General features: G+C 64.7%; 19 protein-coding genes. 3 read left to right on the plus strand and 16 right to left on the minus strand.

Annotation, left to right across the window (positions count from 1 at the left end; all coding sequences use genetic code 11):
• Nucleotides 1–2: 2 nt before the first annotated feature.
• From ACVJGD_RS14170 to ACVJGD_RS14230, 13 genes are all read right to left on the minus strand, one after another.
• Nucleotides 3–1604: a GMC family oxidoreductase gene (locus ACVJGD_RS14170; protein WP_456634914.1), complete on the minus strand. Its 1602-nt coding sequence runs from the start codon at nt 1602–1604 to the stop codon at nt 3–5.
• Between the two features lie 99 nt (nt 1605–1703).
• Complete coding sequence (locus tag ACVJGD_RS14175; protein ID WP_456634915.1) at nt 1704–2099, minus strand: hypothetical protein; 396 nt, start codon at nt 2097–2099, stop codon at nt 1704–1706.
• A 72-nt stretch (nt 2100–2171) separates the two neighbouring features.
• Nucleotides 2172–5480, minus strand: a complete 3309-nt coding sequence (locus ACVJGD_RS14180) for a carboxyl transferase domain-containing protein (protein WP_456634916.1) — start codon at nt 5478–5480, stop codon at nt 2172–2174.
• Nucleotides 5481–5503: 23 nt separating this feature from the next.
• On the minus strand, nt 5504–6388 hold the full coding sequence (locus tag ACVJGD_RS14185; protein ID WP_456634917.1) for an ABC transporter permease: 885 nt from the start codon (nt 6386–6388) through the stop codon (nt 5504–5506).
• The gene (locus ACVJGD_RS14190; RefSeq protein WP_456634918.1) at nt 6385–7341 is read right to left on the minus strand and encodes an ABC transporter permease; all 957 of its coding nucleotides are present in this window, start codon (nt 7339–7341) and stop codon (nt 6385–6387) included. Before ACVJGD_RS14190 ends, ACVJGD_RS14185 begins: the two co-directional genes overlap by 4 nt.
• A 216-nt stretch (nt 7342–7557) precedes the next feature.
• A complete protein-coding gene (locus tag ACVJGD_RS14195) occupies nt 7558–9105 on the minus strand; it encodes an ABC transporter substrate-binding protein (RefSeq protein WP_456634919.1) in 1548 nt (515 codons plus the stop codon).
• 24 nt (nt 9106–9129) lie between these two features.
• On the minus strand, nt 9130–10134 hold the full coding sequence (locus ACVJGD_RS14200; protein WP_456634920.1) for an ABC transporter ATP-binding protein: 1005 nt from the start codon (nt 10132–10134) through the stop codon (nt 9130–9132).
• Nucleotides 10131–11210, minus strand: a complete 1080-nt coding sequence (locus tag ACVJGD_RS14205) for an ABC transporter ATP-binding protein (RefSeq protein ID WP_456634921.1) — start codon at nt 11208–11210, stop codon at nt 10131–10133. The genes ACVJGD_RS14200 and ACVJGD_RS14205 overlap by 4 nt, the downstream gene beginning before the upstream one ends.
• Nucleotides 11210–13636, minus strand: coding sequence for a CaiB/BaiF CoA transferase family protein (locus tag ACVJGD_RS14210; RefSeq protein ID WP_456634922.1), 2427 nt, complete (start codon nt 13634–13636; stop codon nt 11210–11212). Before ACVJGD_RS14210 ends, ACVJGD_RS14205 begins: the two co-directional genes overlap by 1 nt.
• A 141-nt stretch (nt 13637–13777) precedes the next feature.
• Entirely contained in the window at nt 13778–15217 is a 1440-nt protein-coding gene (locus tag ACVJGD_RS14215; protein ID WP_456634923.1) for an amidohydrolase family protein, read from the minus strand.
• Between the two features lie 14 nt (nt 15218–15231).
• On the minus strand, nt 15232–16257 hold the full coding sequence (locus ACVJGD_RS14220) for an ABC transporter substrate-binding protein (RefSeq protein ID WP_456634924.1): 1026 nt from the start codon (nt 16255–16257) through the stop codon (nt 15232–15234).
• Between the two features lie 33 nt (nt 16258–16290).
• Complete coding sequence (locus ACVJGD_RS14225; RefSeq protein WP_456634925.1) at nt 16291–17067, minus strand: ABC transporter permease; 777 nt, start codon at nt 17065–17067, stop codon at nt 16291–16293.
• A 1-nt stretch (nt 17068) separates the two neighbouring features.
• The gene (locus tag ACVJGD_RS14230) at nt 17069–17926 is read right to left on the minus strand and encodes an ABC transporter ATP-binding protein (RefSeq protein WP_456634926.1); all 858 of its coding nucleotides are present in this window, start codon (nt 17924–17926) and stop codon (nt 17069–17071) included.
• Between the two features lie 201 nt (nt 17927–18127).
• On the opposite strand from ACVJGD_RS14230, the gene ACVJGD_RS14235 reads away from it, so the two are divergent.
• The 3 genes from ACVJGD_RS14235 to ACVJGD_RS14245 all read left to right on the plus strand — a co-directional run bounded on the left by ACVJGD_RS14235 (nt 18128) and on the right by ACVJGD_RS14245 (nt 21443).
• On the plus strand, nt 18128–18886 hold the full coding sequence (locus tag ACVJGD_RS14235) for a GntR family transcriptional regulator (protein WP_456634927.1): 759 nt from the start codon (nt 18128–18130) through the stop codon (nt 18884–18886).
• Between the two features lie 5 nt (nt 18887–18891).
• A complete protein-coding gene (locus ACVJGD_RS14240; protein ID WP_456634928.1) occupies nt 18892–20127 on the plus strand; it encodes an amidohydrolase family protein in 1236 nt (411 codons plus the stop codon).
• A gap of 98 nt (nt 20128–20225) precedes the next feature.
• Complete coding sequence (locus ACVJGD_RS14245; RefSeq protein WP_456634929.1) at nt 20226–21443, plus strand: mandelate racemase/muconate lactonizing enzyme family protein; 1218 nt, start codon at nt 20226–20228, stop codon at nt 21441–21443.
• 164 nt (nt 21444–21607) lie between these two features.
• On the opposite strand, the gene ACVJGD_RS14250 is transcribed toward ACVJGD_RS14245, so the two are convergent.
• The 3 genes from ACVJGD_RS14250 to ACVJGD_RS14260 all read right to left on the minus strand — a co-directional run bounded on the left by ACVJGD_RS14250 (nt 21608) and on the right by ACVJGD_RS14260 (nt 26889).
• Nucleotides 21608–22849, minus strand: a complete 1242-nt coding sequence (locus ACVJGD_RS14250) for an ABC transporter substrate-binding protein (RefSeq protein WP_456634930.1) — start codon at nt 22847–22849, stop codon at nt 21608–21610.
• A 117-nt stretch (nt 22850–22966) separates the two neighbouring features.
• Nucleotides 22967–25009, minus strand: a complete 2043-nt coding sequence (locus ACVJGD_RS14255; protein WP_456634931.1) for a hydantoinase/oxoprolinase family protein — start codon at nt 25007–25009, stop codon at nt 22967–22969.
• A 215-nt stretch (nt 25010–25224) separates the two neighbouring features.
• Nucleotides 25225–26889 (minus strand): hydantoinase B/oxoprolinase family protein, encoded by a 1665-nt coding sequence (locus ACVJGD_RS14260; RefSeq protein WP_456634932.1) that lies wholly within the window; start codon nt 26887–26889, stop codon nt 25225–25227.
• Nucleotides 26890–26893 lie beyond the last annotated feature (4 nt).

Consider the following 26893-nt stretch of genomic DNA (forward strand, 5'->3'; position numbering starts at 1 on the left):
CCTCAGTCAAAGAGATTGGCAAGGCGCTGTTTCATCTGGTCGGCAACGTAGAGCGCGATCGCCTGGATGGTCGAGGTCGGGTTGACGCCGCCGGAGGTGACGAACACGCTGCCGTCGACGATGAAGAGGTTCTTCACGTCGTGCGACCGGCCCCACTCGTTGACCACGGAGCGCGCAGGGTCCGTGCCCATCCGTGCGGTGCCGAGCAGATGCCAGCCGCCCCAGGGGATCGGACTATTGGTGCAAATATCGGTCGCACCGGCGGCTTCGAGAATCTCGCGGCCGCGCGCCAGCCCATGCTCCATCATCTTCCGGCTGTTCTCGCTGATCGTGTAGTCGATCTTCGGGGCGGGAATGCCGTGGCTGTCCTTCAATACGGGATCGAGCGTGACGCGGTTGTGCTCCTCCGGGAGATCCTCGCAGATCGCAGAGACCGCGAGCCGATGGCCGTTGAGCCTGCGGAAAACGCGGTGATGATCCGCACCCCACGGCAGAATGCCCTTCTGCTCGCTGGCGACGGCCTCGAACACCCGCCCCGCGCCGCGTCCGAACTGGATGCCGTAGCCGCGGACGAAGCCGCGCGAGAGGTCGGTGTCGTAGAACTGCTTGCTCCACAGGCAGGTCGGCGGCGCGCGGTTGCTGTCGGTCGGCTCCTTCACGAAACCGTAGATCTGCGCATAGGGATGGAACATCAGGTTCTTGCCGACCAGGCCTGATGAATTGGCGAGGCCATTCGGAAAGCGGCCGGAGACCGAGTTCAGCAAGAGCCGCGGCGTGCCGACGCCGTTGCAGGCGATGATGACGACCTCGGCTGGCTGAAACTGCTCGATGCCGTCCTCGTCGTAATAGACGACACCGGAGGCCATGCCGTGCTCGTTGGTCAGGATCTCGCGCACGCGACAATGCGTCTTGAGTTCGACGCCGGCGCGGATCGCGTGCGGCCAATAGGTGATGTCGGTCGAGGCTTTGGCGCCCTGCGCGCAGGCCGGCGTGCAATGGCCGAGATTGATGCAGCGCGCCCTGCCCTCATAGTCGGTGGTGGCAACCGTGGTGTCCGACGGCCACCAGTGCCAGCCAAGCTTGTTCATGGCCTTGCCGATCAGCGGACCGGAGAGTCCGAGCGGCTGCGGCGGCATCGGCGGATGCGTCAGTGGCGAAAGCGGATCGCCTGACAAGCCCGATACGCCCATCATCCGGTCGTTCTCTTCGAAGAATGGGGTGAGAGTATCGTAGTCGATCGGCCAGTCGTCGGCGACGCCGTCGAGCGTCCTCACCTTGAAATCGGACGGATGCAATCGCGGCCAATGCGCCGTGTACATCACGGTCGAGCCGCCGACGGCGTTGAAGTTGACGACCTTGATCGGCGAGTTGTCGTCGTTAACAGGATAGTCTTCGGGGCGACCGCGGACGTTCGGGCTGGTCGACCAGTCGCCATAGAACTTGGCCTCCCAGTCCCGCCCGGTGCTCGGATATTCCGCCGGATTCATCCAGCCGCCCTGCTCCAGGCAGAGGATGTGCATTTTGGTTTCGGCCAGCGACCACGCCACCGCAGCGCCGGACGCGCCGGCGCCGATGATCAGGACGTCAACGGGATCCCGGTGCAAGAGTGCCTCCCCAATTCCATCGCCGCGCGAAGCGCGATCGTTGTTCTTGTCGGGAGACGATAGGGGAAAACCGGATGCGGAGTAAAGCGGCGGCAGCGACTACGGCCTGCGCGGAACGATCATGACGTCGAGGCCACGGATTTCGTCCGGCGTTGCGGCGCGCGTCATCGCGCCCGGCGCTTCTATCAGCACTTGCAGCCGCAGCCGCTTGTTGACCACGTTCCTCGATTGAACAGGAAAGGTCTCCGAACGGGTGTCGTTCGGACCTGGCATGCCATAAGAGGTAATCGAACCGATCACGTCGCCCTGCTCGGTCTTCACGACGAGGCGAGCACCGAACGGCAATGGACCGGTTACGACCTTGACCCGGACCGCCTCATTCGGGCCGGGATCGCGCGGCGCGATCAACTCGGTCATCTTCCGGCCCTGTGCCGAGGCCGTGCCGGCGACGGCGAGGCTTGCTAGAAGCAGGGTAATAACGAATCCATGTCGCATGTCGAGGCCTCGGCAGGATGACGGAAGCTCGGATTGTCATCCCACTCGGGCCTTTTGTTGGCGGCTCCTTGCTCACCACGCATCGATGCATGGGCGCTTGCGGTGGGTGCGCGGCGCGGGCTTCGGCACCGAACGCAGGCCTGACATGATCCAGTGGCGGGTTTGCGCGGGATCGATCACCTCGTCGATCTCGAGCACGGAAGCGATCGAGACCGCCTTGCCGTTGGCGTAGAGCTCGGCGACCTTGGCCTGGTAATATTTTTCGCGTTCGGCCGGATCCTCGATCGCTTCCATCTCCTTGCGGAAGCCGAGCCGCACATAGCCTTCCAGCCCCATGCCGCCGAACTCGCCGGTCGGCCACGCCACCGTGAAGAAGGAGGCATGGAAGCCGCCGCCGATCATCGATTGCGCTCCCAGGCCATAGCCCTTGCGCAGCACGATGCCGAACAGCGGCACGGTGAGGCTCGCGCCGGTGACGAACATGCGCGAGACGTGACGCACGATCGCGGTCTTCTCCGCTTCGGGTCCCACCATGAAGCCGGGGGTGTCGCAGAGCGAGATGATCGGGATGTCGAAGGCGTCACAGAGCTGCATGAAGCGCGCGGCCTTGTCGCCGGCGGGCGCATCGATCGCGCCGCCAAGATGTTTCGGATTGTTCGCGATCAGGCCGAACGGCTTGCCCTCGATGCGGATGAAGGCGGTGATCATGCCAACGCCGAAGTCGCGGCGGATTTCGAGCACCGAGCCCTCGTCGGCGAGGAGATCGATCACCTTGCGGATATCGTAGACGCGCAACCGATTCTCCGGGATCGCGCGGCGCAGCAGCCGCTGGTCCGGCGCTTTCCAGTCGCCGGTTGCGCCCTGGAAGTAGGACAGGTATTTTTGCGCGGCGACCGTCGCTTCAGCCTCATCTTCCACGAGGATGTCGACGACGCCGTTCGGTGCCTGGAACGACACAGGGCCGACTTCAGCCGGATGATAGACGCCGAGCCCGCCGCCTTCGATCATCGCGGGGCCGCCCATGCCGATGGACGCATTTCTGGTGGCGATGATGACGTCGCAGCAGCCGAGCATCGCGGCGTTGCCGGCAAAGCAATAGCCGGAGACGACGCCGATCACCGGCACGAGGCCGGAGAGCCGGGCGAACTGCACGAAGGACGGGCCGTCGAGCCCGGTCATGCCGAGCCGGTCGGTATCGCCCGGACGCCCGCCACCGCCTTCGGCGTAGAACACCAGCGGCAACCGCCACTGCTCGGTCAGCGTCAGCATGCGGTCGATCTTCTTGTGGTTCATATGGCCCTGCGTGCCCGCGAGCACGGTGTAGTCGTAGGCGATCACCATGCAGCGCGCGGCGTCCGCGCCGAACTTGTCGGCGTTCACGGTGGCGACGCCGGTGATCAGGCCGTCGGCCGGCGTGTTGCGGATGAGGTCGTCGAGCTTGCGCCGGCGGCGTTGGGCCGCGATCGCGAGCGAGCCGTATTCGATGAAGGAGCCTTCGTCGACGAGATGCGCGACGTTCTCGCGCGCGGTGCGCTGGTTAGTCTTGCGGCGGCGCTCGACGGAAGCCGGCCGGTTCTCATCGAGCGTGATGGCGTGGCGCGCGATCACTTCGGCGAGATCTGGACGGATGTAGTCGAGATCGATCGCAGCTTCCTCGGCGACATGATGACCATCGACCTCGGCGGGCTCGAGGAACAGGATCGCCTCGCCATGCATCAGCGTGACGCCGACGCCGCCCGCGATCTTCGTCACCCTGCCGCCATGCGGCGCGGTGACGAGATGCTCCATCTTCATGGATTCGAGCACCGCGATCTGCTGCCCTGGGCGAACGAGTTCGCCCTCGGGGACATCGATCGCGACAATGGTGCCCTGCAGCGGCGCCGGGACGGCGACAGAGCCTTCCGGGCCAGAGTCGCTCGTCGATGGTCCGGCGAGCGAACCGCCGCCGTTCACCTCGACCAGCACCGGTTCATCGGCTTCCTTCGCCGCGGCGACCAGCGAGCCGGCGTGCGCATCAATGAAATTGGTGCTGACGTGGTTGGCGGCAAACTCCGGATGCGCGAGGATCGCACCGAGGAACGGGATATTGGTTGCGACGCCGCCGATGCGAAACTCGCGTAGAGCGCGCGCGGCCTTCTGCACGACATCGGCCCAGTTCGCGCTTGGCGAATGCACGATGACTTTGGCGAGCAGGGAATCGAAGGCCGCGCTGGTCTTGTAGCCCGTGTAGCCGAAAGTATCGACCCGCACACCCGGGCCCGACGGCAGGTCGAACACCGACAGCGTCCCGCCGGTCGGCTTGGTCTCGCCCTTCTCGTTCATCACCTCCATGTTGACACGGAGCTGCATCGCGTAGCCACACGGCGAGGGAACCGCTGCCTGCGCCAGGCCGAGCGAGGCCAGCGTCGCGCCCGAGGCGACGGCGAGCTGCGCCTTCACGAGATCGATGCCGAGCACTTCCTCGGTGACGGTATGCTCGACCTGCAATCGCGGATTGGCCTCGATGAAGGCGAAAGCGCCCTCGCCTTCACGGGCTTCGTCGTCGACAAGGAATTCGAAGGTGCCGAGATTCTCGTAGCGCGCGGCGGCCGCGAGCTTTTTCGCGGCTTCGATGATGCGCGAGCGCTGGGCCTCGCTCAGCGACGGGCTTGGCGCCACCTCGATCAGTTTCTGGTTGCGCCGCTGGATCGTGCATTCGCGCTCCCACAAATGGCTGATCTGGCGAGTGTGGTCGCCGATGATCTGCACCTCGATATGACGCGCTTTTCGGATCAGTCGCTCGACATAGACGCCATCGTTGCCGAAGGCAGCTTTGGCCTCGGACTGGCAGCGCGCATAGGCCTGTTCCAGCTTGGCAGCGTCATCGACGATGCGCATGCCGCGCCCACCACCGCCCGCGATCGCCTTGACCATGACGGCTGCGCCGGCTCCGAGCGAGGCGAAGAATGCCTTGGCCTCCTCCAGGCTGGTCGGGCCGCTGGTGCCTGATATGATCGGCACGCCGCAGCTCTTCGCCAACGCCTTGGCCTTCGCCTTGTCGCCGAACAGGTCCAGCGCCTCCGGCGACGGGCCGACGAACGTGATCCCCACCTCCGCGCAGCGACGCGCCAGCGCCGCGTTCTCGCTGAGAAAGCCGTAGCCGGGATGCAGCGCGTCGCACCCCGTCGCCGTGGCTGCGCTGATGACGGCTCCGATATCGAGATAGGCACGCGCGCCGCGGCCCGGAATTTCGTGCGCTTCATCGGCCGCGCGAACGTGCCGCGACGTCGCATCATCGGCCGGATAGATCGCGACGGTGGCAAGCCCGCTTTCGCCTGCGGCGCGGGCGATACGGATGGCAATCTCGCCCCGATTGGCGATCAGCAATTTCTTGAAAGGCATGAACGTTTCCGTCGACAAAAGAACTAGCGATCCTTCATGGTCGGATCGAGCACGATGCGCAAGGACTCTCCGAGCGCGTTGAAGGCCAGGGAGACGACCAGAATGGCGAGCCCGGGCGCGTACATCTGCTCGGGCGCGATCTCCATATATTGGTAGGCGCGCGCCAGCATCGCGCCCCAGCTCGGGTTCGGCGGCTGGATGCCGAGGCCGAGGAAGCTGAGACTTGCTTCCGCCAGCAGCGCCGCGGCGAGCAGCAGCGTCACCTGCACGATGACCGGCTGCAGCGTGTTCGGCAGCACATGCCGCCACAGGATATGCCAGGCCGGTGCGCCAAAGCATCGGCTCGCATCCACATAAAGCTCCTGCCGCACCACCAGCGTCCGCGCGCGGACGATGCGGGCGAGCGCCGGAAACATCACGATGCCGACCGCGATCATGCCGTTGGTGAGCCCGATGCCGAGCGCGCCGGTCACAGCGATCGCCAATACGATCGCCGGGAACGACAGGAAGGTGTCGATGATGCGGCTGATGATGTCGTCAGTCCAGCCGCCAAAGAAGCCGGCGACCAGCCCGACCGGTAAGCCAATCGCAACTGCGACACACACAGCCAACAGACTGGCATAGACGGTTGCCGGCGCGCCGTAGATCAGGCGGCTGAAGATGTCGCGACCGAGATCGTCGGTTCCGAGCAGATGCGCCGGGCCCGGCGGCGCCAGCATGTTGTTGACGTCCTGCGCGGTCGGAGAATAGGGCGCGATCCAGGGCGCGCCGATGGCGACGACGACGAGCGCCAGCAGCACGAGGATCGCGAGCGCGGCACGGAGATCGCCGGCAAGCCAGCGGAGGAAGCGGCGCAGCCGTGTCGGCTTGGCAGGTAGTCGCGGAGAGGCCAGCGCGAGATCGGTCATTGCTCGATCCTCGGATCAACCGCGGCGCAGAGCAGATCGGTGATCAGGTTGACCAGGATCACCACGATCACCATCGTGAACACGACGCCCTGCACGATCGGGAAATCGCGCTGGATCGCGCCGCGCACGATCAGGCTGCCGAGGCCGGGAATGGCGAACACCGCCTCGATCACGACGGTCGCGGCCAGCATGCGGTTCACCAGCAGGCTGATGATGGTGAAGAGGTTGACGCTGACATTCTTCAGCCCGTGCTGCCAGAGGATGCGGCTCATCGACAATCCCTTGGCGTGCAGCGTCCGCACATATTGCGACGACAGCACTTCCAGAAGCGAGCCGCGGAGCTGGCGCGCCACCTCGGCCATGCCGTAGGCCGCGATGGCGATACCTGGCAACAACGCGTGCCTGACAGCCTCGATCGGAGAGGCGGCGAAGGACTTTGCGCCCGTCGCCGGCAGCCAGTTCAGCCTGAGCGAGATTTCGGCGACCAGAATCATCGCCAGCCAGAAGCCGGGAATCGCGACGCCGAGCGAGGCGATCATGCTGACGGCCTTGTCGATCCAGCCGTTTGGCTTGATCGCCGCGATCACGCCCATGGGGATGCCCGACAGCAGCGCGAGGATCAGCGCGATGACCACGATCAGAAGCGTGTTCGGAAAGGCGCGGCCGATCGAGGTCGCGACCTGCTCTCCAGTCAGGAGCGATTGCGAGAGATCGCCCTGGACGACCTTGCCGAGCCAGACGCCGTATTGCACCAGGAACGGCCGATCGAGCCCGTAGATGCTGCGGATCTCGGCGATGCGCGCGTCGGAGGCGTTGTCGCCGGCGAGCGTCACCGCGATGTCGCCCGGCACGAGCTTCAAAAGCGCGAACACCATGAAAGTCGCGAGCACGATCACGGGCAGCGCCTGCAACAGGCGGCTGCCGGCAACCTTGACCGGACTGCGTCGGGCCATGGTTCTTTATACCGTGATAGGATTTGATCGAGTCGGCTTGCGCGCGCGTTCACCTCTCCCGCTTGCGGGGAAGGTCGGCGCGTAAGCGCCGGGTGGGGGCTCTCTCCACTCAAAGAGTGTCAATCGCGGAGACACCCCCACCCCAGCCCTCCCCCGCAAGCGGGAGAGGGGGCGGAGCAGCCATCGCGGGTACATTTGACCTAGTCCCATCATGCTTCAGCTCTCCAGCCAGACGTCGTCGTATTTCGGCTTGCCGAGAAGGTTCGGCCGATAGCCCTGCACCTTCTTGTTCATCGCGACCAATTCGTACTGGAAGGCGAGCGGCGCCACGAAGGCGTTTTCCATCACCAGCCGCTGCACGGTCGCAAAGGCTTTGCGACGCAATTCGATATCTTCCGAAGCCCGCGAGTCCTTGATCGCGGCTTCCAGTTCCGGTGGCACCGGCGCGCGGCCGGCATTGAAATAGGCGTCCTTGGTGAACATCAGCGAGTAGGTCAGGCTCGGATCCGGGCGTCCGGTCCACGCTGCTAGCAGGCCCGAGCCGCGCTTCTCGCTGGCGAAGAAGGCGGCGGAAGCTTCCGCGATCGGTGCGTTGGCGAAGCGGACGTTCATGCCCGCTTTGCGGAGCTGTTCGATCAGGATTTCCTGGCGCTGCACCGAGTCCTGATCGGGATAACCAACGAGATCGATCGCAAGGCCATCCTTGAAACCGGCTTCCGCGAGCAGCTTGCGCGCCTTGTCGGGATCGTAAGGGTAAAGTCCTGCGACGGATTTGTCGTAGGCCCAATGCGCCTTCGGCAGGTTCATGTAGGCCGGCTCGGCGAGGCCAGCGAGCGCCGCCTTCACGAAGGCTTCGCGGTCGATCGCAAAGTTGAAGGCTTGGCGAACCTTTGGATTGTCGAAGGGCGGCTTGGCCCAGTTCAGGAAGATCTGGATGACATAAAGCGTCGGACCGTTGACGACCTTGACGCTGCTGACGCGATCGAGGATCGCCTTCTGGCGCGGCGGCAATTGATAGATGAGATCGTTCTGCCCGGCGGTGACCGAACGCGCGCCCGTGGTCAGTTCCGGGATGATTGCGAACTCGATACCATCTGGAAGCGGACGGTTCGGCTTCCAGTATTTCTCGTTGCGCTTGACGACGATGCGCTCGCCATCCGCCCAGCTAATGAACGCATAGGCGCCGGCGCCGACCGGCTTGCGCGCGACAGTACCGCCTTCGGCCGCTTTCAGCGCGGTGGGCGAAACCATCATGCCAGCGCGGTCTGACAGGATGAGCGGCAGCGCGGTGTCGGGTGTATTCAGCTTCAGCGTGACCTGCATCGGTCCGGAAACCTCAACCGAAGCCACCGACACCAGATCGGCCTTGATGTTGGACTTCTGGTCGGTCTTGTTGCGCTCAAGGTTGAACTTCACGGCTTCAGCATCGAGCGGCGTGCCATCATGGAAGGTGACGCCAGCACGGATGTTGAGCACCAAGGTGTTCGGATCGGTGAACTTCCAGCTCTCGGCAAGGCCGGGCTTCGGCGCCAGCGTCTCGAAATCCCATTCGATCAGCGTGTCGTACATCGTGAACAGGAAGGCGTGGTCTGAGCCAGCGCCGCCGGTGGCCGGATCGAGGCTCGACGGATTGGCGGGTGCCGAGATGCGCAAGATGCCACCGCGCTTCGGGCTGACATCCGCCCATGCCCGCCCGCCGAGCGTCACGCCGGCAATCGCGGCAGATGTCAGCGCGATGGCCTCGCGTCGCGTCATCTCTGTCATGTCATCTCCTCCCGGCAATTCTTGTCAGTTTGGTGCAAAGTTCGGATGTTCGGCGAAATGGCAGGCGACCCAATGGTCCGGTTGAAGCTCGCGCCAGTCCGGCGTCTTCTCGGCGCAGAGCGGCTGCGCGTAGGGGCAGCGGGTGCGGAAACGGCAGCCGGAGGGCGGATCGATCGGGCTCGGGATTTCGCCCTGCAGCGTGATGCGGCTGCCCTCACGCAAGTGTGACGGCAATGGCCGCGGCTCGGCCGACAGCAGCGCCCGGGTATAGGGATGCAGCGGATGCTCGGACACGCGCTCGGTCGGCCCAAGCTCGACGAAGCGGCCGAGATACATCACGGCGATGCGCTCGCTGATATGGGAAACCACGGCGAGGTCGTGGGTGATGAAGACATAGGTGAGGCCGAGCTCGCGCTGCAGATCGGCGAAGAGATTGAGCACGTCGCCGCGAATGGACATATCCAGCGCGGCCACCACCTCGTCGCAGACGATCAACTTCGGTTTGAGCGTCAGCGCGCGGGCGATCACCACGCGCTGCTTCTGCCCGCCGGAAAGCTGGTGCGGGTAGCGCTCGCCGACGTCCTGCGGCAGGCCGACGCGGTCGAGTGCTTCCCTCGCCTGCCGCTCCCGCTCGGCGCCGGTAGCGGCGCGCGCGAGCTCGAGCGGCTCCAGCACCGACGAGAGGATGGTCATGCGCGGATTGAGCGCCGCATTCGGATCCTGGAAGATGATCTGGTAATCGCGGCGATGGCTCTGAAATCGCTTCCGCGGCAGCGCCAGCGGATCGATCCCGTCATGCCGGATGGCGCCCGCGCTGGGTTTCAGCAAAAACACCAGCGCACGACCGATCGTGGTCTTGCCCGATCCGGATTCGCCAATGATGCCGAAGGTCTCGCCGCGGCGAACATCGAAATTGACGCCATCAACCGCCTTCACCGTGGCGCGGCGATCGCTGGTCTGAAAGCGCACTTCGAGGTCACGCACCGAGACGATGGTGTCCTGCGTGATATCGGGGGCAATTGGCATCATGGCGTCCCGGCCATCGCGGCGATCGGCGCGGATGCCGCGTGCTGCAGCGCGCCCGGCAGATCGAGCTCGCGGAAACGCCAGCAGCGCACCTTGCGGCCGCCTCCCGCATCGAGCAGTTCCTGCTCGGCCTCGCAGCCCTGAGCGGCATGGGCGCAGCGCGCGCGAAAGCGGCAGCCGTTTGGCATGTCGACGATCGAGGGCACCCGGCCCGGAATCGACGGCAGCCGGCCGTGGCGCGGGCTTAAGTGCGGCAGCGAACGCAAGAGCCCGGAGGTGTATGGATGCAGCGGCCGCACGAGCGCGTCGTCGACCGGAGCATCTTCGATCACCTCGCCCGCATACATCGTGATCATCCTCGTGCAGGTCTCGGCGACAACGCCGAGATCGTGGGTGATCAGCATCAGCGCCGTATTCGAGATCTCGCTGAGCTCTCGCAACAGTTCGAGGATCTGCGCCTGCACGGTGACGTCGAGCGCTGTCGTCGGCTCGTCCGCGATCAGAAGCTGCGGGCCGCAGATCAGGGCGGCCGCGATCATCACGCGCTGGCGCATGCCGCCGGAAAGCTGGTGCGGGTAGTCGTCGATCCGCCGCTCGGGAGAGGCGATCCCGACCCGGCGCAACATCTCGAGCGTCTTCGCCCTCGCCTCCTCCTTGCCGACGCCGGTATGCACGCGCAGCGTCTCGGAGATCTGATGGCCAACGGTGAAGACCGGATCGAGCGCGCTCATCGGTTCCTGGAAGATCATGGCAATCTGACGTCCGCGGATCGCGCGCATTGCCCGTGCGCTGCAGGAGACCAGATCCGTGCCATCGAACAGGATCGAGCCGTCGAGGCCGGCGAGATTGCCGGGCAAGAGCCGCAGGATCGAAAGGCCGGTGATGGTCTTGCCGCAGCCGCTCTCGCCGACGATGCCGACACGCTCGCCGGGCGCAATATCGAAATCGATCTTGCGCGTCGCCTGCCAGACGCCGAGCGAGGTCTTGAAGCGGATGCCGAGGCCGCGCACCGACATCAGCGGCGGCGCAGTGCCGGCCGCGGTCTCCGATCGGCATTTTTTTGGTGCAGCCGCCGGCATCAACCCGCCGCCTGCTTCTTCTTCACGAGTTCTTCTTCCATCAGCATCTCGGTTCCGATGATGCCGTCGCGGGCAAGTTGCTCGATCTCGGCGTCCGACAGGCCGAGCATGCCGGAGAGGATCTCGTAATTGTGCTCGCCGAGTGTCGGCGGTATCCGCCGGATCGGGAACGGGTGTGCGCTTTCACGGAACGGCATCGACGGCTGCGGATGCTTTCCGATGAAAGCGCGGTTGACTTCCTGGATGAAGCCGCGCGCCTGCAGTTGCGGATCGCGCAGGAGTTCGATCGGCAGCCGCGCGACACCGGCGGCAACGCCCTCCGCCTGCAGCAGATTCATCACCTGTTCCGCATCGCGCCCGGCGGCCCAGGCTGCGATCGCCGCTTCGATCTCGCTTTCGATCCGTCGCCGGCCGGCGGCGGTCTTCAGCGTCTCGTCACTGGCCCAGTCGGTTCGTCCGAGCAGGTTTGCGAGCTTCGGCCACATCGCGTCGCTCGACGCCGCGATCACGATCCAGTTGTCCTCGCCGGCGCAGCGGAAGCAGCCATGCGGGACGAAATCCGGATGGCGGTTGCCATACTTGGTCGGCGGTTTGCCATCGATCGACTGCGCAATGATCCAGGGCGCGGCGAACGGCACCATGCATTCGATCTGCGCGAGATCGATGAACTGACCCTTGCCGGTCAACTTCGCATGGATCAATGCGGTGAGCACGGCGGCGCAACCGTTGAGGCCGCCGACGGCGTCGCCAAAAGCGGTGTGACTCATGACCGGCGGTCCGCCGGCATCGCCGACGACGCTCGGCAGCCCCGAGCCTTGCTCCAGGGTCGAGCCATAGGCGCGGCAATCGCGATAGACGCTGTCCGCCCCGAAGGCCGACATCGACATCATCACGAGCTTCGGGTTCAGCTTGCTCAGCACGTCATAGCCGAGTCCGAGTTTCGGCAGCACCTCGACCGAATAATTGTCGACGACGAGATCGGCGTCCGCCAGCAGGCGCTTCGCAAGAACGAGCCCCAGCGGCCGCGTCAGGTCGAGCGTGATGGCGCGCTTGTTGCGGTTCATGATGCAATAGCGCACCGATTTCTCGTACATCTTCTCCAGCACATAGGCCGGCCGCCGGTCGACGCCGCGCCACCAGTCCGGATACTGGATCGCCTCGATCTTGATGACGTCGGCGCCGAGATCGGCGAGCGTGCGCGTGCAGATCGGGCCGGCCCAGCCCATCGAGAAATCGATCACGCGGATGCCTTCGAGCGGCAGGCGGCTCGATCCGCTCCGCTCCGGCAGCGGCGCACGCGGCGGCGTCTCAGCCTGCTGCTGCTCCCCGATGGCGGGAACCTTGCCGCCACGGCGTGCCGGCGTGCCGGTCAATCGCTGCATGCAGCCGGCGGAGAAGCCGCTCTCCTCGCCGATAGTCACGGGCACGATCGCACCGCGCGCCTGCTTCTCCTCATCGGCGATCAGCTCGGCGATTTCGGGCACCGGCACGATCGGGATCTTGCGCTTCAGCCCTTCGGCAAACCATTCCTGCGCGGTGCGCAGCTTCAGGCGCGGCAGGATTTTGGCTTCGATCGCCTCGACATGCTGCAGCCGGTCGACGCCAAGAAACAGCTTCGGATCGTCGCGCAGCTCGGGCAGTCCCAGCATCTCACAGAACGAGCGCCATTGCGCAGGCGTCACCGTGGTGACGCCGAGCCAGCCCCGCTTGGTCTCATAGATGCCCACGGGAAAGGTCGGCCAGAACCGGTTGACGCCGATCCGCCGCATGACGTCGCCGCGGGAGAACGACTCGAACATGATGTATTCGGTGACGGCGATGGTGGATTCGAAGATGCTCAGGCGGCTCGCGCGCCCGCGCCCATTCTGCATGCGGCCCAGCACCGAGGATGACGCAGCGATGAAGCCCCAGAGCCCGGCCAGAATGCCGGTCTGGAAATCCGGCGCGTGCATTGGTGGCCCCTCGATCGGGCCGACCAGCTTTATCAACCCAGTCAGCGCGCGAATGGTCGAGTCGGTTGCGGCAAAGCTGGCGTAAGGGCCGACATCGCCGAACCAGTCAGCCTCGAGATGGATCAGGCCGGGATGCTTCTCCTTGATGGCGGCGAGATCCAGGGGCGGACAATCCGCCGCATCGATGTCGCGGCCGTCGAGCAGGATGTCGCAACTCTCGATCAGTTCCGTCAGGCGGGCGGATGCGCTGGCATCCCAGCGATCGAGCGCAATGCTCGACTTGTTGAAGTTGAGGAACGCGAACCAGGCGCTCTCTCCTTTCGGCGTCAGCGGCGCAGCGCGGCGAAGCGGATCGCCCGCCGGCGGCTCGATCTTCCGCACGGTGGCGCCGAAATCGGCGAACAGACGCGCGCAATAGCTGATCGCCGCCGCGCTCCCGATCTCGACAATCCGCAGATGCGACAACGCGCCCATCACGTTTCCTTAAGACCCCGCGTGGCCAGCGCGAACGACGCACCGGCTCAGTTTTTTGTTGCGACCATGAAACCTTGCGCGCGCGATGATGCAAGCGGAAAATTCTCCCGCGTTGCGGAATTCGCTTTGATGTACTTGCGTTTAGCGACAGTCGAATTGCGCTTCGAACCAGTTTTCGAGCGAAGCCGAAAGCGGCTGCCATGCGCGCTGGAAATCCGAGAGTTTTGCAGCGCCGCTGCGATAGATCGCGCGCAACTCCTGCTCAATCGCGGGAAGATCGACGCCAATGACACGGCCTTCGCTGACGATCGTGCGTCCGTCGACCACCACATCCTTGACCAGCGACGCATTGCCGCGCGCGAACAAGAGATCGAGCGGATCAACCGGCAGGATCTGATCGCGATCGAGGCGATCGAGATCAAGCGTGACGAAATCGGCCGGCGCACCCGGCTCAAGCTCGCCGCTTCCCGGCGCGCCGGTCGCGCGGCGGCCGTTGCAGATGGCGAGCGCGAAGAACTCGGCCGGCGTCCAGGTTCGCTTGAAGCCAAGGCCGCCGTGCACCATCTGCACCAGCCGCATCTCACGCAGCACGTCGTCGTCCTCGTCGAGCGCGAGCCCATCCACGCCAACCGCAACAGCGCAGCCGCATTTGTGCGCGGCGGCGATCGGCGCCAGGCCGGAGCGGAGATGCATGTTGGAACTGAAATTGGTGACAATGCGCGCGCCGGTCGCGGCGATCATGTCCAGCTCGTCAGGTCGCGCATGGATGCAATGCGCCAGCGTCAGACGCTCGGAGAGCAAGCCGATGTCGCGGAGATAGCGGACGATGCCATCAGGAAAATTCTGGTCCGCCCAGGCGCGCTGGTAGATGGTTTCCAACAGATGCATGTGAACGCGGCGGCCGGTCAGCGCGGAATTCTCGGCGACGGCCTCCAGCAGCGGCCTGGTGCACCACTGCACGCCGGCCGGTCCAAGCTGCACGTCGATCTTCGGGCCGGCAATCGCCGCGGCGATCGCATCAGTCAGCTCGATGTAAGCTTTCGGCGACATCGGCGCGCGGACGAACAGTTCCTCGATCGTCTTGCGATCGTCGCCGGACAGATTTGAGAGCACCGGTTCGGCGTCGCCATAGACGACCGGATTCTGGTCACGTACGGCGATCGCAAAGGCGACGCGGATGCCGACGTCGGACGCTGCACGCGCGATCTCCTTTGCTTCCTCCACCAGCGGCATGGTTCCGCTCGGGCGGGTGTAGTGCACCATCATCGCGGCGCAGCCGGCGCGCACCGAGCGCGCCAGCGCGGAGGCCGCCGCGAGATAGGGATCGACCGGCGTGCCCAATGCGGAGCGGAGCAGCCAGCTCTCCAGAGGCATGCCGAGCGCGCCGAAGGACGACGCGGTCGGCCGCGCATGATCATGGGCGTTGACGAAGGCTGGAAGCACGAACGAGCGCTGCCCCGAAGGCTGCGCTCCCTCATCGATGGAGGTGATGACGCCGTTGTCGTGCCGGAGCACGACATCATCAAGCACGCCGCGGTCAGGACCGGCGAATAGGCTATATGCCGGGACTTCGTTCGCCATGACCGCAGATTACTTCAGTTCGTGATGTAGACCAACTCCCGCTCGGCCCGCGGCGGCAGGAACTCGCGGGTGAAGATTTCGGACGGCGTCGGCGTGCGGGTGAGCTGATAGCCTTCGACGATGATGCCGATGGCGCGGGCCATACGGTCATCCTTGATGTCGCCGACGCCGATCTCCTTCATCTCCGGCGAGACGATCAGCTTATCGAATGAATATTGCAGGCGGCGCTTCTCGACGTCGACATTGATCAGGTTGTCGAAATTCGTCGCCGCCTTCATGCCGGCGTTCTGGTCTTTTGCCACTGCGATCAAGCCCTTGTTGACGGCGCGAACCAGGCCGGCGACGGCCTTCGGATTGGACGCGAGCAATTTGCGCGAGACCATCACGCCATTGGAATAGAGATCCATGCCGTAGTCGCCGAACGAGAACCATTTGAAGTCCTTGTCGGGATCCTGGCGGTTGAGGACGAGGTTGAAGTAGCTGGTGATGTTGAAGACGAGCGCGGCGTCGATGTCGCCCTTGATCAGCATCGGCTCCTGCAGGTTCGGCGCCATGTTGGAGATCTTGATCTTCTCGCCATCGAGCCCGTTCTTGTGCACGAACACCGGCAGCAGCCGCGTGGTCGGCGTGCCCTGCGCGCCGCCGAGCGTGTGGCCCTCGAAATCCTTGATGGTCTTGATGCCGCTCGAATTCTTCGCGACGATGGCGAACGGCGGCTGGTTCCAGATCATGTAGACCATCACAGGCGCGTCCTGCGGCTTGGTCGCGGCATTCTGGATGATGGCGTTGACGTCGCCGAAGCCGGCGTCATAGGCGCCGGACATGATCCGCGTCACGGTCGCGCCAGAGCCTTCGCCCTGGTCGATGACCACGTTGAGGCCTTCCTCTTTGAAGAAGCCATGATCCTTGGCGTAGAAGAAGGCGGCATCCGAGCCCTGCGTTTTCCAGCCGAGCGTGAACTTGATCGTGGTTTCCTCGGCCGCCGCGGTCCCTGCGAACAGGGCCAATCCCAACAGCGCGACGCTCACTTTCTTCAGCATGACGACCTCATGAACGGTGGTTGATGAAACTTCTCAAGTGGCAATCACGTCGCTCTTGCGCGTGGCCCAGCCGGTGACCTGGCCTTCGATCAGCGAGAACACGACGTAGAGCGCGACGCCGAGGCCCGCGAGCACGAAAAGGCCGGCGAACACCAGCGGCACGTTGAAATTCGATGACGCGGTCATCATCACATTGCCGATGCCGCGGTTGGAGGCCACGGTCTCCGACAGCACCGCGCCGACAAAGGCGTAGGAGATCGCGACTTTCAGCGAGGCGAAGAAGAACGGCATGGTGCGGGGCAGACCGACGTTCCAGAGGATGTCGAACTTGCTGGCGCCCAGCGCCTTCAACACGTCCTCGAGCTCGGGCTCGGTGGTGGCAAGCCCGGTCGCGATGTTGACGACGATCGGGAAGAAGCAGATCGAGAGCGCGGTGAGAACCGCCGGCACCGTGCCGGAGCCAAACCACAGCACGAAGATCGGCACCACCGCGACCTTCGGGATTGAGGAGAAGCCGATCAACAGCGGATAGGCGGTGTCGTAAGCCGTCTTCGAGACGCCAATGAAAGCACCGAGCACAACGCCGAGCGCGACGCCGAGCACGAAGCCGAACATCGTGGTCGCGAGCGTCTGGATGATGTGCGGCCACAGCACCGGAAAACGCTCAACCAGCGTCACCAGGATCTGCGATGGGCGCGGCAGCACCAGGTCGGACATGCCGGTCATCAGGCAGAACAGTTCCCAGGCGACGAAGAACAGCACGATCAGCGCCGCCGACCACGCCTTCTGCCTGATATCGAGTGCGAACATGTCAAGCCGCTCCTTCCTGCGTCGCACTGCGCGCGTCGACGATCATCGCGCGCAGCTTCTGGTTCAACGCGACGAAATCAGGCTCGAAGGTCATCGCGACGGTGCGCGGGCGGGCAAAGCCGACATGGCTGTCGTCGAGGATGCGGCCGGGCCGCGCGCTCATCACGCAGATGCGGCTGGCGAGGAAGCCGGCCTCGCGCAGATCGTGGGTGACCAGCAGCACCGTCGGCTTGTGCGTCATCCAAAGCCCCTGCAGGATCGACCACAATTCCTCGCGCGTGAACTGGTCCAATGCGCCGAACGGCTCGTCGAGCAGCAGCAGGCGCGGCTCGTGGATCAGCGCACGGCAGAGATTGGCGCGCTGGAGCATGCCGCCGGAGAGCTGCCAGGGGAAGCGGCCGCCAAAGCCCTTGAGACCGACCTGCTCCAACAGCGCGTTGGCCTTGTCACGGAATTCGCTCTTGCGCAGTCTCCGGAACTGCGAGCGGAACGGCTCGACGATCTTGAGCGGCAGCATGATGTTCCGCTCGATCGTCATCCACGGCAGCATGGTCGGATTCTGGAACGCCATGCCGACTCGCATCGCCCGCGCCGCCACTTCGCGGCCGCCGACAATGACGACGCCCGTGGTCGGCTGCACCAGGCCGCTGACCAATCGCAGGATCGTCGACTTGCCACAGCCGGACGGACCGACCAGCGCCACGAACTCGCCCTCAGCGATCCGCAGCGTTGTCGTGGATAGCGCCGGCACCGCGCGGGCGCCGCGGCCGAACGTCACCGAGGCGTCGGATAGTTCAATGGCAATCGGCGCGCTGCCGGAGGGAACCGGTTCGCCCGAGAACTGGAAATTTGCTTGCATGCGCATCACGGCAGAAAGTGCATGCAAGCCAGATGCCAGCGCGAATTTTCTGCGAAATCAGAGCCCGTCGTGACGATGTCACCCGATCGAACGGCTTCAATTTAGGCAATCAGGCAGGAAAAGTGCATGCAATTCGTGCGCACAATTTTTGCGCGCCTGTGCTAACAATTCGCTTGCAAGCACTTCCTACGAGACTCGCCAATGGCGCCGCGCGCGGCCAGCAAGACTGCTGAATCGTCCGACAAGGTCAGCGTGATCTGCCGTGCGCTTCGCCGCGCCATCATCGAACAGGCGCTGGAGCCGGGTGCAAAGCTGCCGGAGGATTCGCTCGGCGAGCGGTTCGGCGTCAGCCGCACCATTGCGCGCCATGCGCTCGGGCAACTGGCGGCCGAGGGGCTGGTCGAACTGCGCCGCAATCGCATCGCGGTGGTGGCGACGCCGAGCTGGCAGGATGCGCGCGACGCCTTCGATGTCCGCATTCAGCTCGAGCGCCTCGTGGTGCGCCAGCTCGCCGGCAAGCTCACGAAAGCACAGGTCGCGGAATTGAATGCGCATGTCGATGCCGAGGACCGCGCCCGCGGCGGCTCGGACCCGGTCTCGATCCGGCTCGCGACCGAATTCCACATCCTGCTCGCGCACATGACGAACAGCCCGATCCTGATCCGTTATGTCAGCGAGATCGCCTATCGCTGCTGCCTGACGCTGTCGCTGTTCAGCCGGCCGCATTCCTCGGAATGCGCCATCAACGAGCACCGCGCGATCATCGCGGCGCTGGTCAGGGGCGACGAGGAGAAGGTGATGAGCCTGATGCACAGCCATCTGGACTCGGTGGCAGGCCGCGCGCTGGTCACTCCGGTTCCGCAGCGCGGCCGCGACCTGCTCGACATCCTCGCGCCCTATGCCGAAGAGGCGGAGGGTGGCCGCGTCGTGAAACTGCCGAAGGCTGTGCGCGGACGCTAGCGACGATGCGAACCGCCTTCGATCTCGTTTTCCGCAACGCGCGCACCCGAAATGCGAGCACACCGGTCGATATCGGCATCGCCGGCGGCCGAATCGCCGCGATCGAACCCCGTCTCGCCTGCGAGACGGCGGAAATCGACGTCGGCGGCAGACTGCTGCTACCGGGCTTCGTCGACACCCACATCCATCTCGACAAGGCCTGCCTGCTCGGCCGCTGCGCCCATGACCACGGCAGCGTCAGCGAAGCCATCCGCGCGGTGGCTGCGATGAAGCGCGACTTCACGCCTGAGGACATCCATGCCCGCGGCGCGCGCGTGATCGAGCGCGCGATCACGTTCGGCACAACGCGGATGCGTACGCATGTGGAGATCGATCCGCGCATCGGCCTGCGCGGCTTCGAGGCGATCAAGGCGCTGAAGCGCGATTATGCCTGGGCGATCGATATTTCCCCGTGCGTGTTCCCGCAGGAGGGGCTGACCAACGATCCCGGCGCGGACGAACTGCTGATCGCGGCGCTGCGCGACGGCGGCGAGGCGATCGGCGGCTGCCCTTATATGGACACTGACCCGAACGCGCATCTCGAGAGGATCTTCGATCTGGCGCAGGAGTTCGACGTCGACGTCGACCTGCATCTCGACTTCGACCTCGATCCGTCATGGTGGCACATGGAAGAAGTGTGCCGCCAGACCGAGCGCCGAAATTATCAGGGACGCGTAGCCATCGGCCATGCGACCAAACTGTCGGCGCTGCCGCCGGATCGGCTGAAGGCGGCAACCGAACGGCTGGCAGGGGCTGGCGTCGCGGTGACCGTGCTACCGGCGACCGACCTCTATCTGCTGGGGCGGGACGCGACGCATAACGCGCCGCGCGGGCTCACGGTGGCGCACAAGCTTGTCGAAGGCGGCGTGCTCTGCTCGGTCGCCACCAACAACGTGCAAAATCCGTTCACGCCGTTCGGCGATGCTTCGCTGCTGCGGATGGCCAATTTCTACGCCAACATCGCCCATGCCGCCGTCAACGAGTTCGACGCCTGCCTCGATCTGGTGACGGACCTCCCTGCCCGCCTGATGAAGCTGCGCGACTACGGCATCAGCGTCGGCAATCCCGCCGACATCGTCGTGCTCGATACCGACAGCGGCCGCGGCGCGATCGCGGAATTGCCCGACGTGCTCATGGGCTTCAAGAACGGGCGCCAGACCTTCGAGCGGCAGCGGCCGGTGCTGTTTCCACCAAAGAGCTAATCGCAACCTGCCGATCTGGATTGCCGCTGATACGATTGACGCGCCGGTCGTTCCATTGTTGTTATCGGGTCAACGAAACAACAGCCGGGCAGGAAACCATGGGCAAGTCGTCCAACATCAGAAACATTGAAACGCTCGCCTGCGATGCCGGCTGGCGGAATTATCACTTCGTCAAGGTGATGACCGAAGACGGCATCGTCGGCTGGAGCGAGTTCGATGAAGGTTTTGGCGCGCCCGGCGTCACCGCCGCGATCGAGCGGCTGGCCACGCGGATCATCGGCAAGAACGCGCTGCAGCATGAACGCATCTATGCCGAATTGTTCGCCGCGACCCGGCCTGCCGCCGGCGGCGTGGTGGCGCTGGCGCTCGGCGCGATCGAGAATGCGCTGCTCGACGTCAAGGCAAAGGCGCTCGGCGTGCCCTGCTATGAGCTGCTCGGCGGCAAGATCCGCGACCGCATCCGGGTCTACTGGTCGCATTGCGCGACCTGGCGCATCAACCATCCCGACTGGTACAAGCCCGCGATCACCGATCTCGATGGGGTGAAGGCGATCGGCCGCGAGGTGCGCGAGAAGCGCTTCACTGCGCTGAAGACCAACATATTTGTCTATACAGACGGCAAGCCGCAGGGCTGGCGGCCGGGCTTCGGCTCGCCGTTCGAGCCCGAGATCAATGTCGACCGCAAGGTGCTGCGCAATCTCTGCATGCACCTGGAGGCGATCCGCGACGGCGCGGGGCCTGATGTCGATCTCCTGCTTGACCTCAACTTCAATGCCAAGACCGAAGGCTATCTGAAGATCCTGCGCGCGATCGAGAAGATGGACATGTTCTGGGTCGAGATCGACACATTCAACCCGCAGGCGCTCGGCTACATACGTCGCCAGAGCCCGCATCCGATCTCGTCCTGCGAGACGCTACTCGGCCTGCGCGAATTCCTGCCCTACTTCACCGAACAGGCGATGGACGTCGCGATCATCGACACACCCTGGAACGGCGTCTGGCAATCGATGAAGATCGCGAACGCCGCCGAACATTTCGAGGTCAACGTCGCCCCGCACAATTTCTACGGCCATCTCTGCACGATGATGAACGCGCACTTCTCCGCGGCGGTGCCGAATTTGCGGATCATGGAAACCGACATCGACCGGCTCGCCTGGGACCATGAGTTGTTCACGCATGTCCCTGACATCGTCGATGGTCACCTCGTGATTCCGGATCGGCCGGGCTGGGGCACCGAGCCGAACGAGGAAGGCCTGCGGGCGCATCCGCCGAAGAGCAAGGGTGGGCTGCTGAATTATGGGCAGGCAAAAAAGTAGCTCTATCCCTGCGTCGTCCCGGGCTTGAGCCGGGACCCATAACCACAGGCGCTAGTAATGCGTTCGGCCGCAACCAATCGCTCGCGCCACAACAACTGCCTGTGGTTATGGGTCCCGGCTCAAGGCCGGGACGACAGTGAGTGCGCGGCCCCGCCCATCCACAATCACTTATCCCCCGGCGCGTTCACGAATGCGCTTTCGATCACATCGCCGATCGGTTGCCAGACATTGCCGTCGAACTGCACCAGACGCATCTGCTTGATCGGGCGGAAGTCGGCCGGGCCGGTGTTGATCGCGATGCCCGGCAGCACGACGGGATTCAGATAGTTCTTTAGCGACGCGGCCTGGCGCATGATGTTTTCGCGCGACAGATCGTCGCCGCACTGGGTCAGCACCTGGACCATGGTCTCGGCCGCCGCGTAGCCGAAGATGGCGTAGCCATCCTCCTTGTCGCCGTCAGGGTAATATTTGTCCATGAAGGCCGACCATGCCTTGATCGGCTCGTCATCCTTCCATGCGGCGTCGCCAGCGTCCTTGAGGAAGGATGTCGAGATCACGCCGAGCGCATTCTGCAGCCCCGCCGGCCGCAACGCGCTGGCGATCGACGCCGAGGCATTGTCGAGGATGAAGACCGGATGCCAATCCAGATCGGCGGCGATGCGGATGGCGCGGGCGGCGATCGCCGGCGCCCCGTTGAACACCAATATGTCGGCGCCGGAATCCTTCAATATCTCGATCTGCACCTCGATCGAGGTATCGGACGCATCAAAGGCGAGATCGGCGACGATCATGCCGGCGGTATCGCCGAGCCCTTCCTGCAATCCCCTGAACAGATCGCGCCCGAACTGATCGTTCTGCCAGAGCACGGCGATCTTGCTGTCCGGATAGGATGCCTGGATGTAGTTCGCATAGATCTGGCCCTCGGCGCGGAACGTCGGCTGCCAGCCCATGGTCCACGGATACTTCTTCGGCTGCGCCCACTCCTGGTCGCCGGAAGCGACGAATAATTGCGGGACCTTCTTGTCGTTGAGGTAGGCCCGGGTCGCGAGATTGCTCGGTGTGCCGAATGAGCCGAACATCAGCAGCACGTTCTCCTTCTCGACCAGTTCGCGCGTTTGCTGAAGCGCCGTCCGCGGATTGGAGCTGTCGTCGACAGAGATGAACTTGATCTTTCGTCCGTTGATGCCTCCGCGCTCGTTGACCATGTCGAAATAGGCGGCCTCGGCCCTGCCGATGGTCGCAAAGGCCGCCAGCGGCCCGGTATAGGGCATGACGTTGCCGATGCGGATCTCGTTGTCCGCAGCGCCGGCCTCGGATGCCTGCTGGGCGCTGGACGGCGTCCATGCGAGAAGCGCCGCGGCGACGAGGGAGAGCGACAGTCTTGCTTTTCTTCGTTGCGTCAACATCGCTTCAAACCTGCTCGAACAGCAGCTTGCTGGGTTTTCCCGGTCCACAACAATAGCGCGCAAATATGGGCAGAGAAATGAAATGTAGCGCTGCGACAATCAGGCGGCCATCGACGGTCAGCGCAATGTGATGTCCAGCCAGCCCAAGGCGTTGACGGACACGCGGTCGCCAGTGTCGACCAGCACCGTCGTGGTCTCGGCCTCGATGATCGCGGGACCGGTGAGCGACTGGCCGGGACGGAGATCGTCGAGTCCATAGACAGGCACCTCGCGCCATCCGCCGAACCAGGCCTGGCGTCGGCTCCGGGGCGAACATGGCTCGACAGAGACCGCGGCCTTCGGTCCCTCGCCGCGCTGCGCCACCTCGCCTATTGCCGCGACGCGGGCGTTGACGAACACGACCTCCTGACCGGGCGAGGCATAGGTGTAGAGCTCTTCATGGCGGCGATGAAAGCGCTGCTCGATCTGCTCGACGACGTCATTCGCGTCCAGATCGAGATTGCCGAGCGGCACGTCGATCTCGAACACCTGCTCGCCATAGCGCATCTCGGCGGAGCGCTCGATGCTGACGGGACCTTTGAACCAGGAGCGGAGCCGGCCGGCGGCCTGTTGCTCGAGTTGGGAATACAGCTCGCGCACCTCGCTGGCGGAGATGCGCGCACCCGCGCCATAATGCGTGCGGCTCACTTCATAACGAAGATCGCTGGTCAGCATGCCCCACGCGGACAACACCGACGCCACCGTCGGCACGATGATGCGCCTGATCTCGAGTTCGCGCGCGACTTCCGCAGCGTGCAGGCCGGCCGCTCCGCCAAAACTCAGCAGCGCAAATTTCCGCGGATCGACGCCGCGGCGCAGCGTCATCAGCCGGATGCCGTCCGCCATCTTCAGGTTGATCATCTTGTAGATGCCGGCCGCGGCCTCCAGCCGCGACAGTTCCAACGCCGCTGCGATCCGGTCGATCGCCGCTTCCGAGGCCGCGCGATCGAGCGGACGCTTGCCGCCCATGAAGGCGCTGGCATCGAGATAACCGAGCACGACATTGGCATCCGTGACGGTGGCCGCGGTGCCGCCATTGCCGTAACAGGCGGGCCCCGGCACCGAGCCGGCGCTTTCCGGCCCTACCCGCAAGGTGCGGCTGCCATCGACGCTCGCGATCGAGCCGCCGCCGGCAGCAATGCTTGCGATGTCGAGGCTGCGCAGCGCGATGCGCTGGCCGGCCAGCATGCCGTCGGCCGAGAGCGCAGCCTGCCCGCCCGAGATCAGCGAGATATCGGTGCTGGTGCCGCCCATGTCGAACGGCACCAGGTCGGGAATTCCCAGGAGGTCCGCGCAGCGCCGGCTGCCGGAAATGCCGCCGGCCGGCCCCGACAGCACGGTGCCCGCCGCAAGCCGCGAGGCTTCCTCGACCGGCGCCATGCCGCCGTGCGACAGCACCACGAACAGCGTGCCCCTAAAGCCGGCTTCGGTGAGCCGCTGCTCGAGATTGGTCAGATAGCGCCGCACGATCGGCTCGACATAGGCGTTCACGATCGTGGTCGAGACGCGCTCATATTCCTTGATCTGCGGCAGCACGTCGCTCGAGCGCGAGATATTGATCCCGGGCAATTCCTTACCGAGCCGCTCGACGGCGGCAAGCTCGTGCGCAGGGTTGAGATAGGAATGCAGGAAGCAGACCGCGACGGACGTCGCGCCTGAGTTCTTCACTGCGGCGATCGCGTTGCCGAGCGATCCGGCATCGAGCGGGATCAACGCGCTGCCATCCGCCTTCAACCGCTCACGCACACCGAGGCGGCGCTCGCGCGGGACCAGCGGCTCCGGCGGCGGCGTGCGCAAATCGTAGCGATCGGGCTTCAAGCCTTCGCGCATCTCGACGACGTCGCGATGGCCTTCGGTGGTGAGCAGCGCCACCTTGGCGCCCTTGCGCTCCAAGAGCGCGTTGGTCGCGACCGTCGTGCCGTGAACCAGGCGATCGGTATTCGCCAGCATGTCCGTGCGCGTGACGTTCAGGCGGCGCGCCAGCTCTTCCAGTCCGGCCATCACGCCGATCGATTGATCCGATGGCGTGGATGGCGACTTCGCAAACACCGTGCGCCCCGCTTCATCCGTGGCGACCAGGTCGGTGTAGGTGCCGCCGACGTCAACTCCGATCGTGAACATGGTTATAGCGTGACGTGACTTGGTTGGCCGGGATGCGAGTTGACTTCACCTCTCCCGCTTGCGGGAAAGGTCGGCGCGCAGCGCCGGGTGAGGGCTCTCTCCCCACGCTCGGACAAAGTGAATCGCGGAGATACTCCCACCCCGGCCCTCCCCCGCAAGCGGGAGAGGGAGCACAGCTTCATCTTGGTTGCCATGCGATCCAATTTCATCATGTGCTAGCTCCGCTGCTCCACGGGAACGTCGACCAGGCCCTGCTCGATATCGCGCCGGCGCGCTTCCGCCGATCGCTTTGCCGGCGGTCCCCAGCCGCCGCCACCGGAGGAGCGGATCTCCAGGCAATCGCCGGGACGAAGCTCGATACCGACCTCCTTGGTCTTGAGCACACGCGGTTCGCGGCCCTCGGACAGCAGGCGATAGAGATGCGGCTTGCCGTCCTCGCCGCCGAGCATCCCGCAGGGGCCGTGGCGCACGCCCTCTCCGGCGGTGTTGCCCTTTGCGGGCTTTTCGGTTTCCAGCACCATGTCCAGCGAAACGCCGAGGCCGCCGCGAAACTGGCCGTCGCCGGCCGAACCCGGGCGGAATTCGTGATGGCGGAAATGGAGCGGGAAGCGCACTTCTGCGACTTCGATACTGCCGAATTTGAGGCCGCCGACGGTGTGCCACTCGCCGATCGACGACCAGCCGTCGCCGCCGGACGAAGCGCCGCCACCCGGGCGCGCTTGAAACATGTGCCAGATGAAGTTGCGTCCATTGCGAGGGTCCTCGCCCTGGATCGCGATCCGGAAGCGGCGGCCCCAACCGGCCATCGCGCGCTCCGGACAGGAGGCCGACAGCGCCTTGATGATCGCCTCGACGATCTCGTTGGAGGGATGGCTGGTGCATAGCGTCACCGGCCGGCCCGGATCGGCCCAGACCACGGTGCCTTGCCTGGCGATCACCTTCAACGGTCGCAATGCGCCGGTGTTTTTCGGAATGTCGGCGTCGATCAGATAGGCAAAGGCCATCGCCACCGCGGCCTGCATATTGGCATGTGACGAGTTAACGAAGCTCGTCGACTGCGGATCGGAATCGGACAGGTCGACCTCGATGTCGCTGCCCTTCTTGGTCACCTTCGCCGCGATGCGGATGTCGCTGCGGCCGTGGCCATCATCGTCGAGGAACGCTTCGCCATGGAAAACGCCATCCTTCCAGGTGGCAACGACGGCGCGGGTCTGCTGCTCGGTGGCATCGAGGATCGCTTCGATTGCGGCTTCCACCACGGGCGCGCCGAATTCGCCGAACAGTCGCACGACGCGGCGCTCGCCGAGATGGGCGGCGCCCAGCATCGCCGCAAGGTCGCCGCGGAATTCCCTGGGGTTGCGGATGTTGAGGGCGAGCAGATCAAGCAGGTCCTCGCGCAGCTTGCCGGCTTCGCAGAGCTTGATCGGAGGGATACGCAACCCTTCCTGAAAGATCTCGGTGGCATCAGGATTGTATGCGCCATGAGTGGCGCCGCCGATGTCGCTCTGATGGGCGCGGACGATGGTCCAGAGCAGGCGCTTGCCGCCATCGAAGACCGGCACGAAGGCGGTGAGATCGGGCAGATGGCTGCCGCCATGATAGGGATCGTTCAGCAGGATGACGTCGCCCGGCTCGACGTCCTTGAAGCGCTCTTCCACCGCAAGCGTCGCCCAGGGCAACGCGCCGACATGAACCGGGATGTGATCGGCCTGCGCGATCAGCCGCCCGCGCGTGTCGCAGATCGCCAGCGAAAAATCACGGCTGGAATTGAGGATCTGTGAATAGGACGTGCGAAGCATGGCTTCGCCCATTTCCCTGACAATGGAACTCAGCCGATGCTGAACGACGGAACGGGTGATGGGATCGATCTTGGCGGACATGCCG

The sequence above is a fragment of the Bradyrhizobium sp. USDA 10063 genome, from assembly GCF_054063735.1.

Coding starts and splice junctions, on each gene's coding strand:
- ACVJGD_RS14215 (WP_456634923.1), bottom strand. CDS start 15,217: ATGGCGAACGAAGTCCCGGCATATAGCCTATTCGCCGGTCCTGACCGC.
- ACVJGD_RS14220 (WP_456634924.1), bottom strand. CDS start 16,257: ATGCTGAAGAAAGTGAGCGTCGCGCTGTTGGGATTGGCCCTGTTCGCA.
- ACVJGD_RS14245 (WP_456634929.1), top strand. CDS start 20,226: ATGGGCAAGTCGTCCAACATCAGAAACATTGAAACGCTCGCCTGCGAT.
- ACVJGD_RS14210 (WP_456634922.1), bottom strand. CDS start 13,636: ATGGGCGCGTTGTCGCATCTGCGGATTGTCGAGATCGGGAGCGCGGCG.
- ACVJGD_RS14195 (WP_456634919.1), bottom strand. CDS start 9,105: ATGACAGAGATGACGCGACGCGAGGCCATCGCGCTGACATCTGCCGCG.
- ACVJGD_RS14190 (WP_456634918.1), bottom strand. CDS start 7,341: ATGGCCCGACGCAGTCCGGTCAAGGTTGCCGGCAGCCGCCTGTTGCAG.
- ACVJGD_RS14235 (WP_456634927.1), top strand. CDS start 18,128: ATGGCGCCGCGCGCGGCCAGCAAGACTGCTGAATCGTCCGACAAGGTC.
- ACVJGD_RS14260 (WP_456634932.1), bottom strand. CDS start 26,889: ATGTCCGCCAAGATCGATCCCATCACCCGTTCCGTCGTTCAGCATCGG.
- ACVJGD_RS14250 (WP_456634930.1), bottom strand. CDS start 22,849: ATGTTGACGCAACGAAGAAAAGCAAGACTGTCGCTCTCCCTCGTCGCC.
- ACVJGD_RS14200 (WP_456634920.1), bottom strand. CDS start 10,134: ATGATGCCAATTGCCCCCGATATCACGCAGGACACCATCGTCTCGGTG.
- ACVJGD_RS14175 (WP_456634915.1), bottom strand. CDS start 2,099: ATGCGACATGGATTCGTTATTACCCTGCTTCTAGCAAGCCTCGCCGTC.
- ACVJGD_RS14185 (WP_456634917.1), bottom strand. CDS start 6,388: ATGACCGATCTCGCGCTGGCCTCTCCGCGACTACCTGCCAAGCCGACA.
- ACVJGD_RS14255 (WP_456634931.1), bottom strand. CDS start 25,009: ATGTTCACGATCGGAGTTGACGTCGGCGGCACCTACACCGACCTGGTC.
- ACVJGD_RS14230 (WP_456634926.1), bottom strand. CDS start 17,926: ATGCAAGCAAATTTCCAGTTCTCGGGCGAACCGGTTCCCTCCGGCAGC.
- ACVJGD_RS14240 (WP_456634928.1), top strand. CDS start 18,892: ATGCGAACCGCCTTCGATCTCGTTTTCCGCAACGCGCGCACCCGAAAT.
- ACVJGD_RS14180 (WP_456634916.1), bottom strand. CDS start 5,480: ATGCCTTTCAAGAAATTGCTGATCGCCAATCGGGGCGAGATTGCCATC.
- ACVJGD_RS14205 (WP_456634921.1), bottom strand. CDS start 11,210: ATGCCGGCGGCTGCACCAAAAAAATGCCGATCGGAGACCGCGGCCGGC.
- ACVJGD_RS14225 (WP_456634925.1), bottom strand. CDS start 17,067: ATGTTCGCACTCGATATCAGGCAGAAGGCGTGGTCGGCGGCGCTGATC.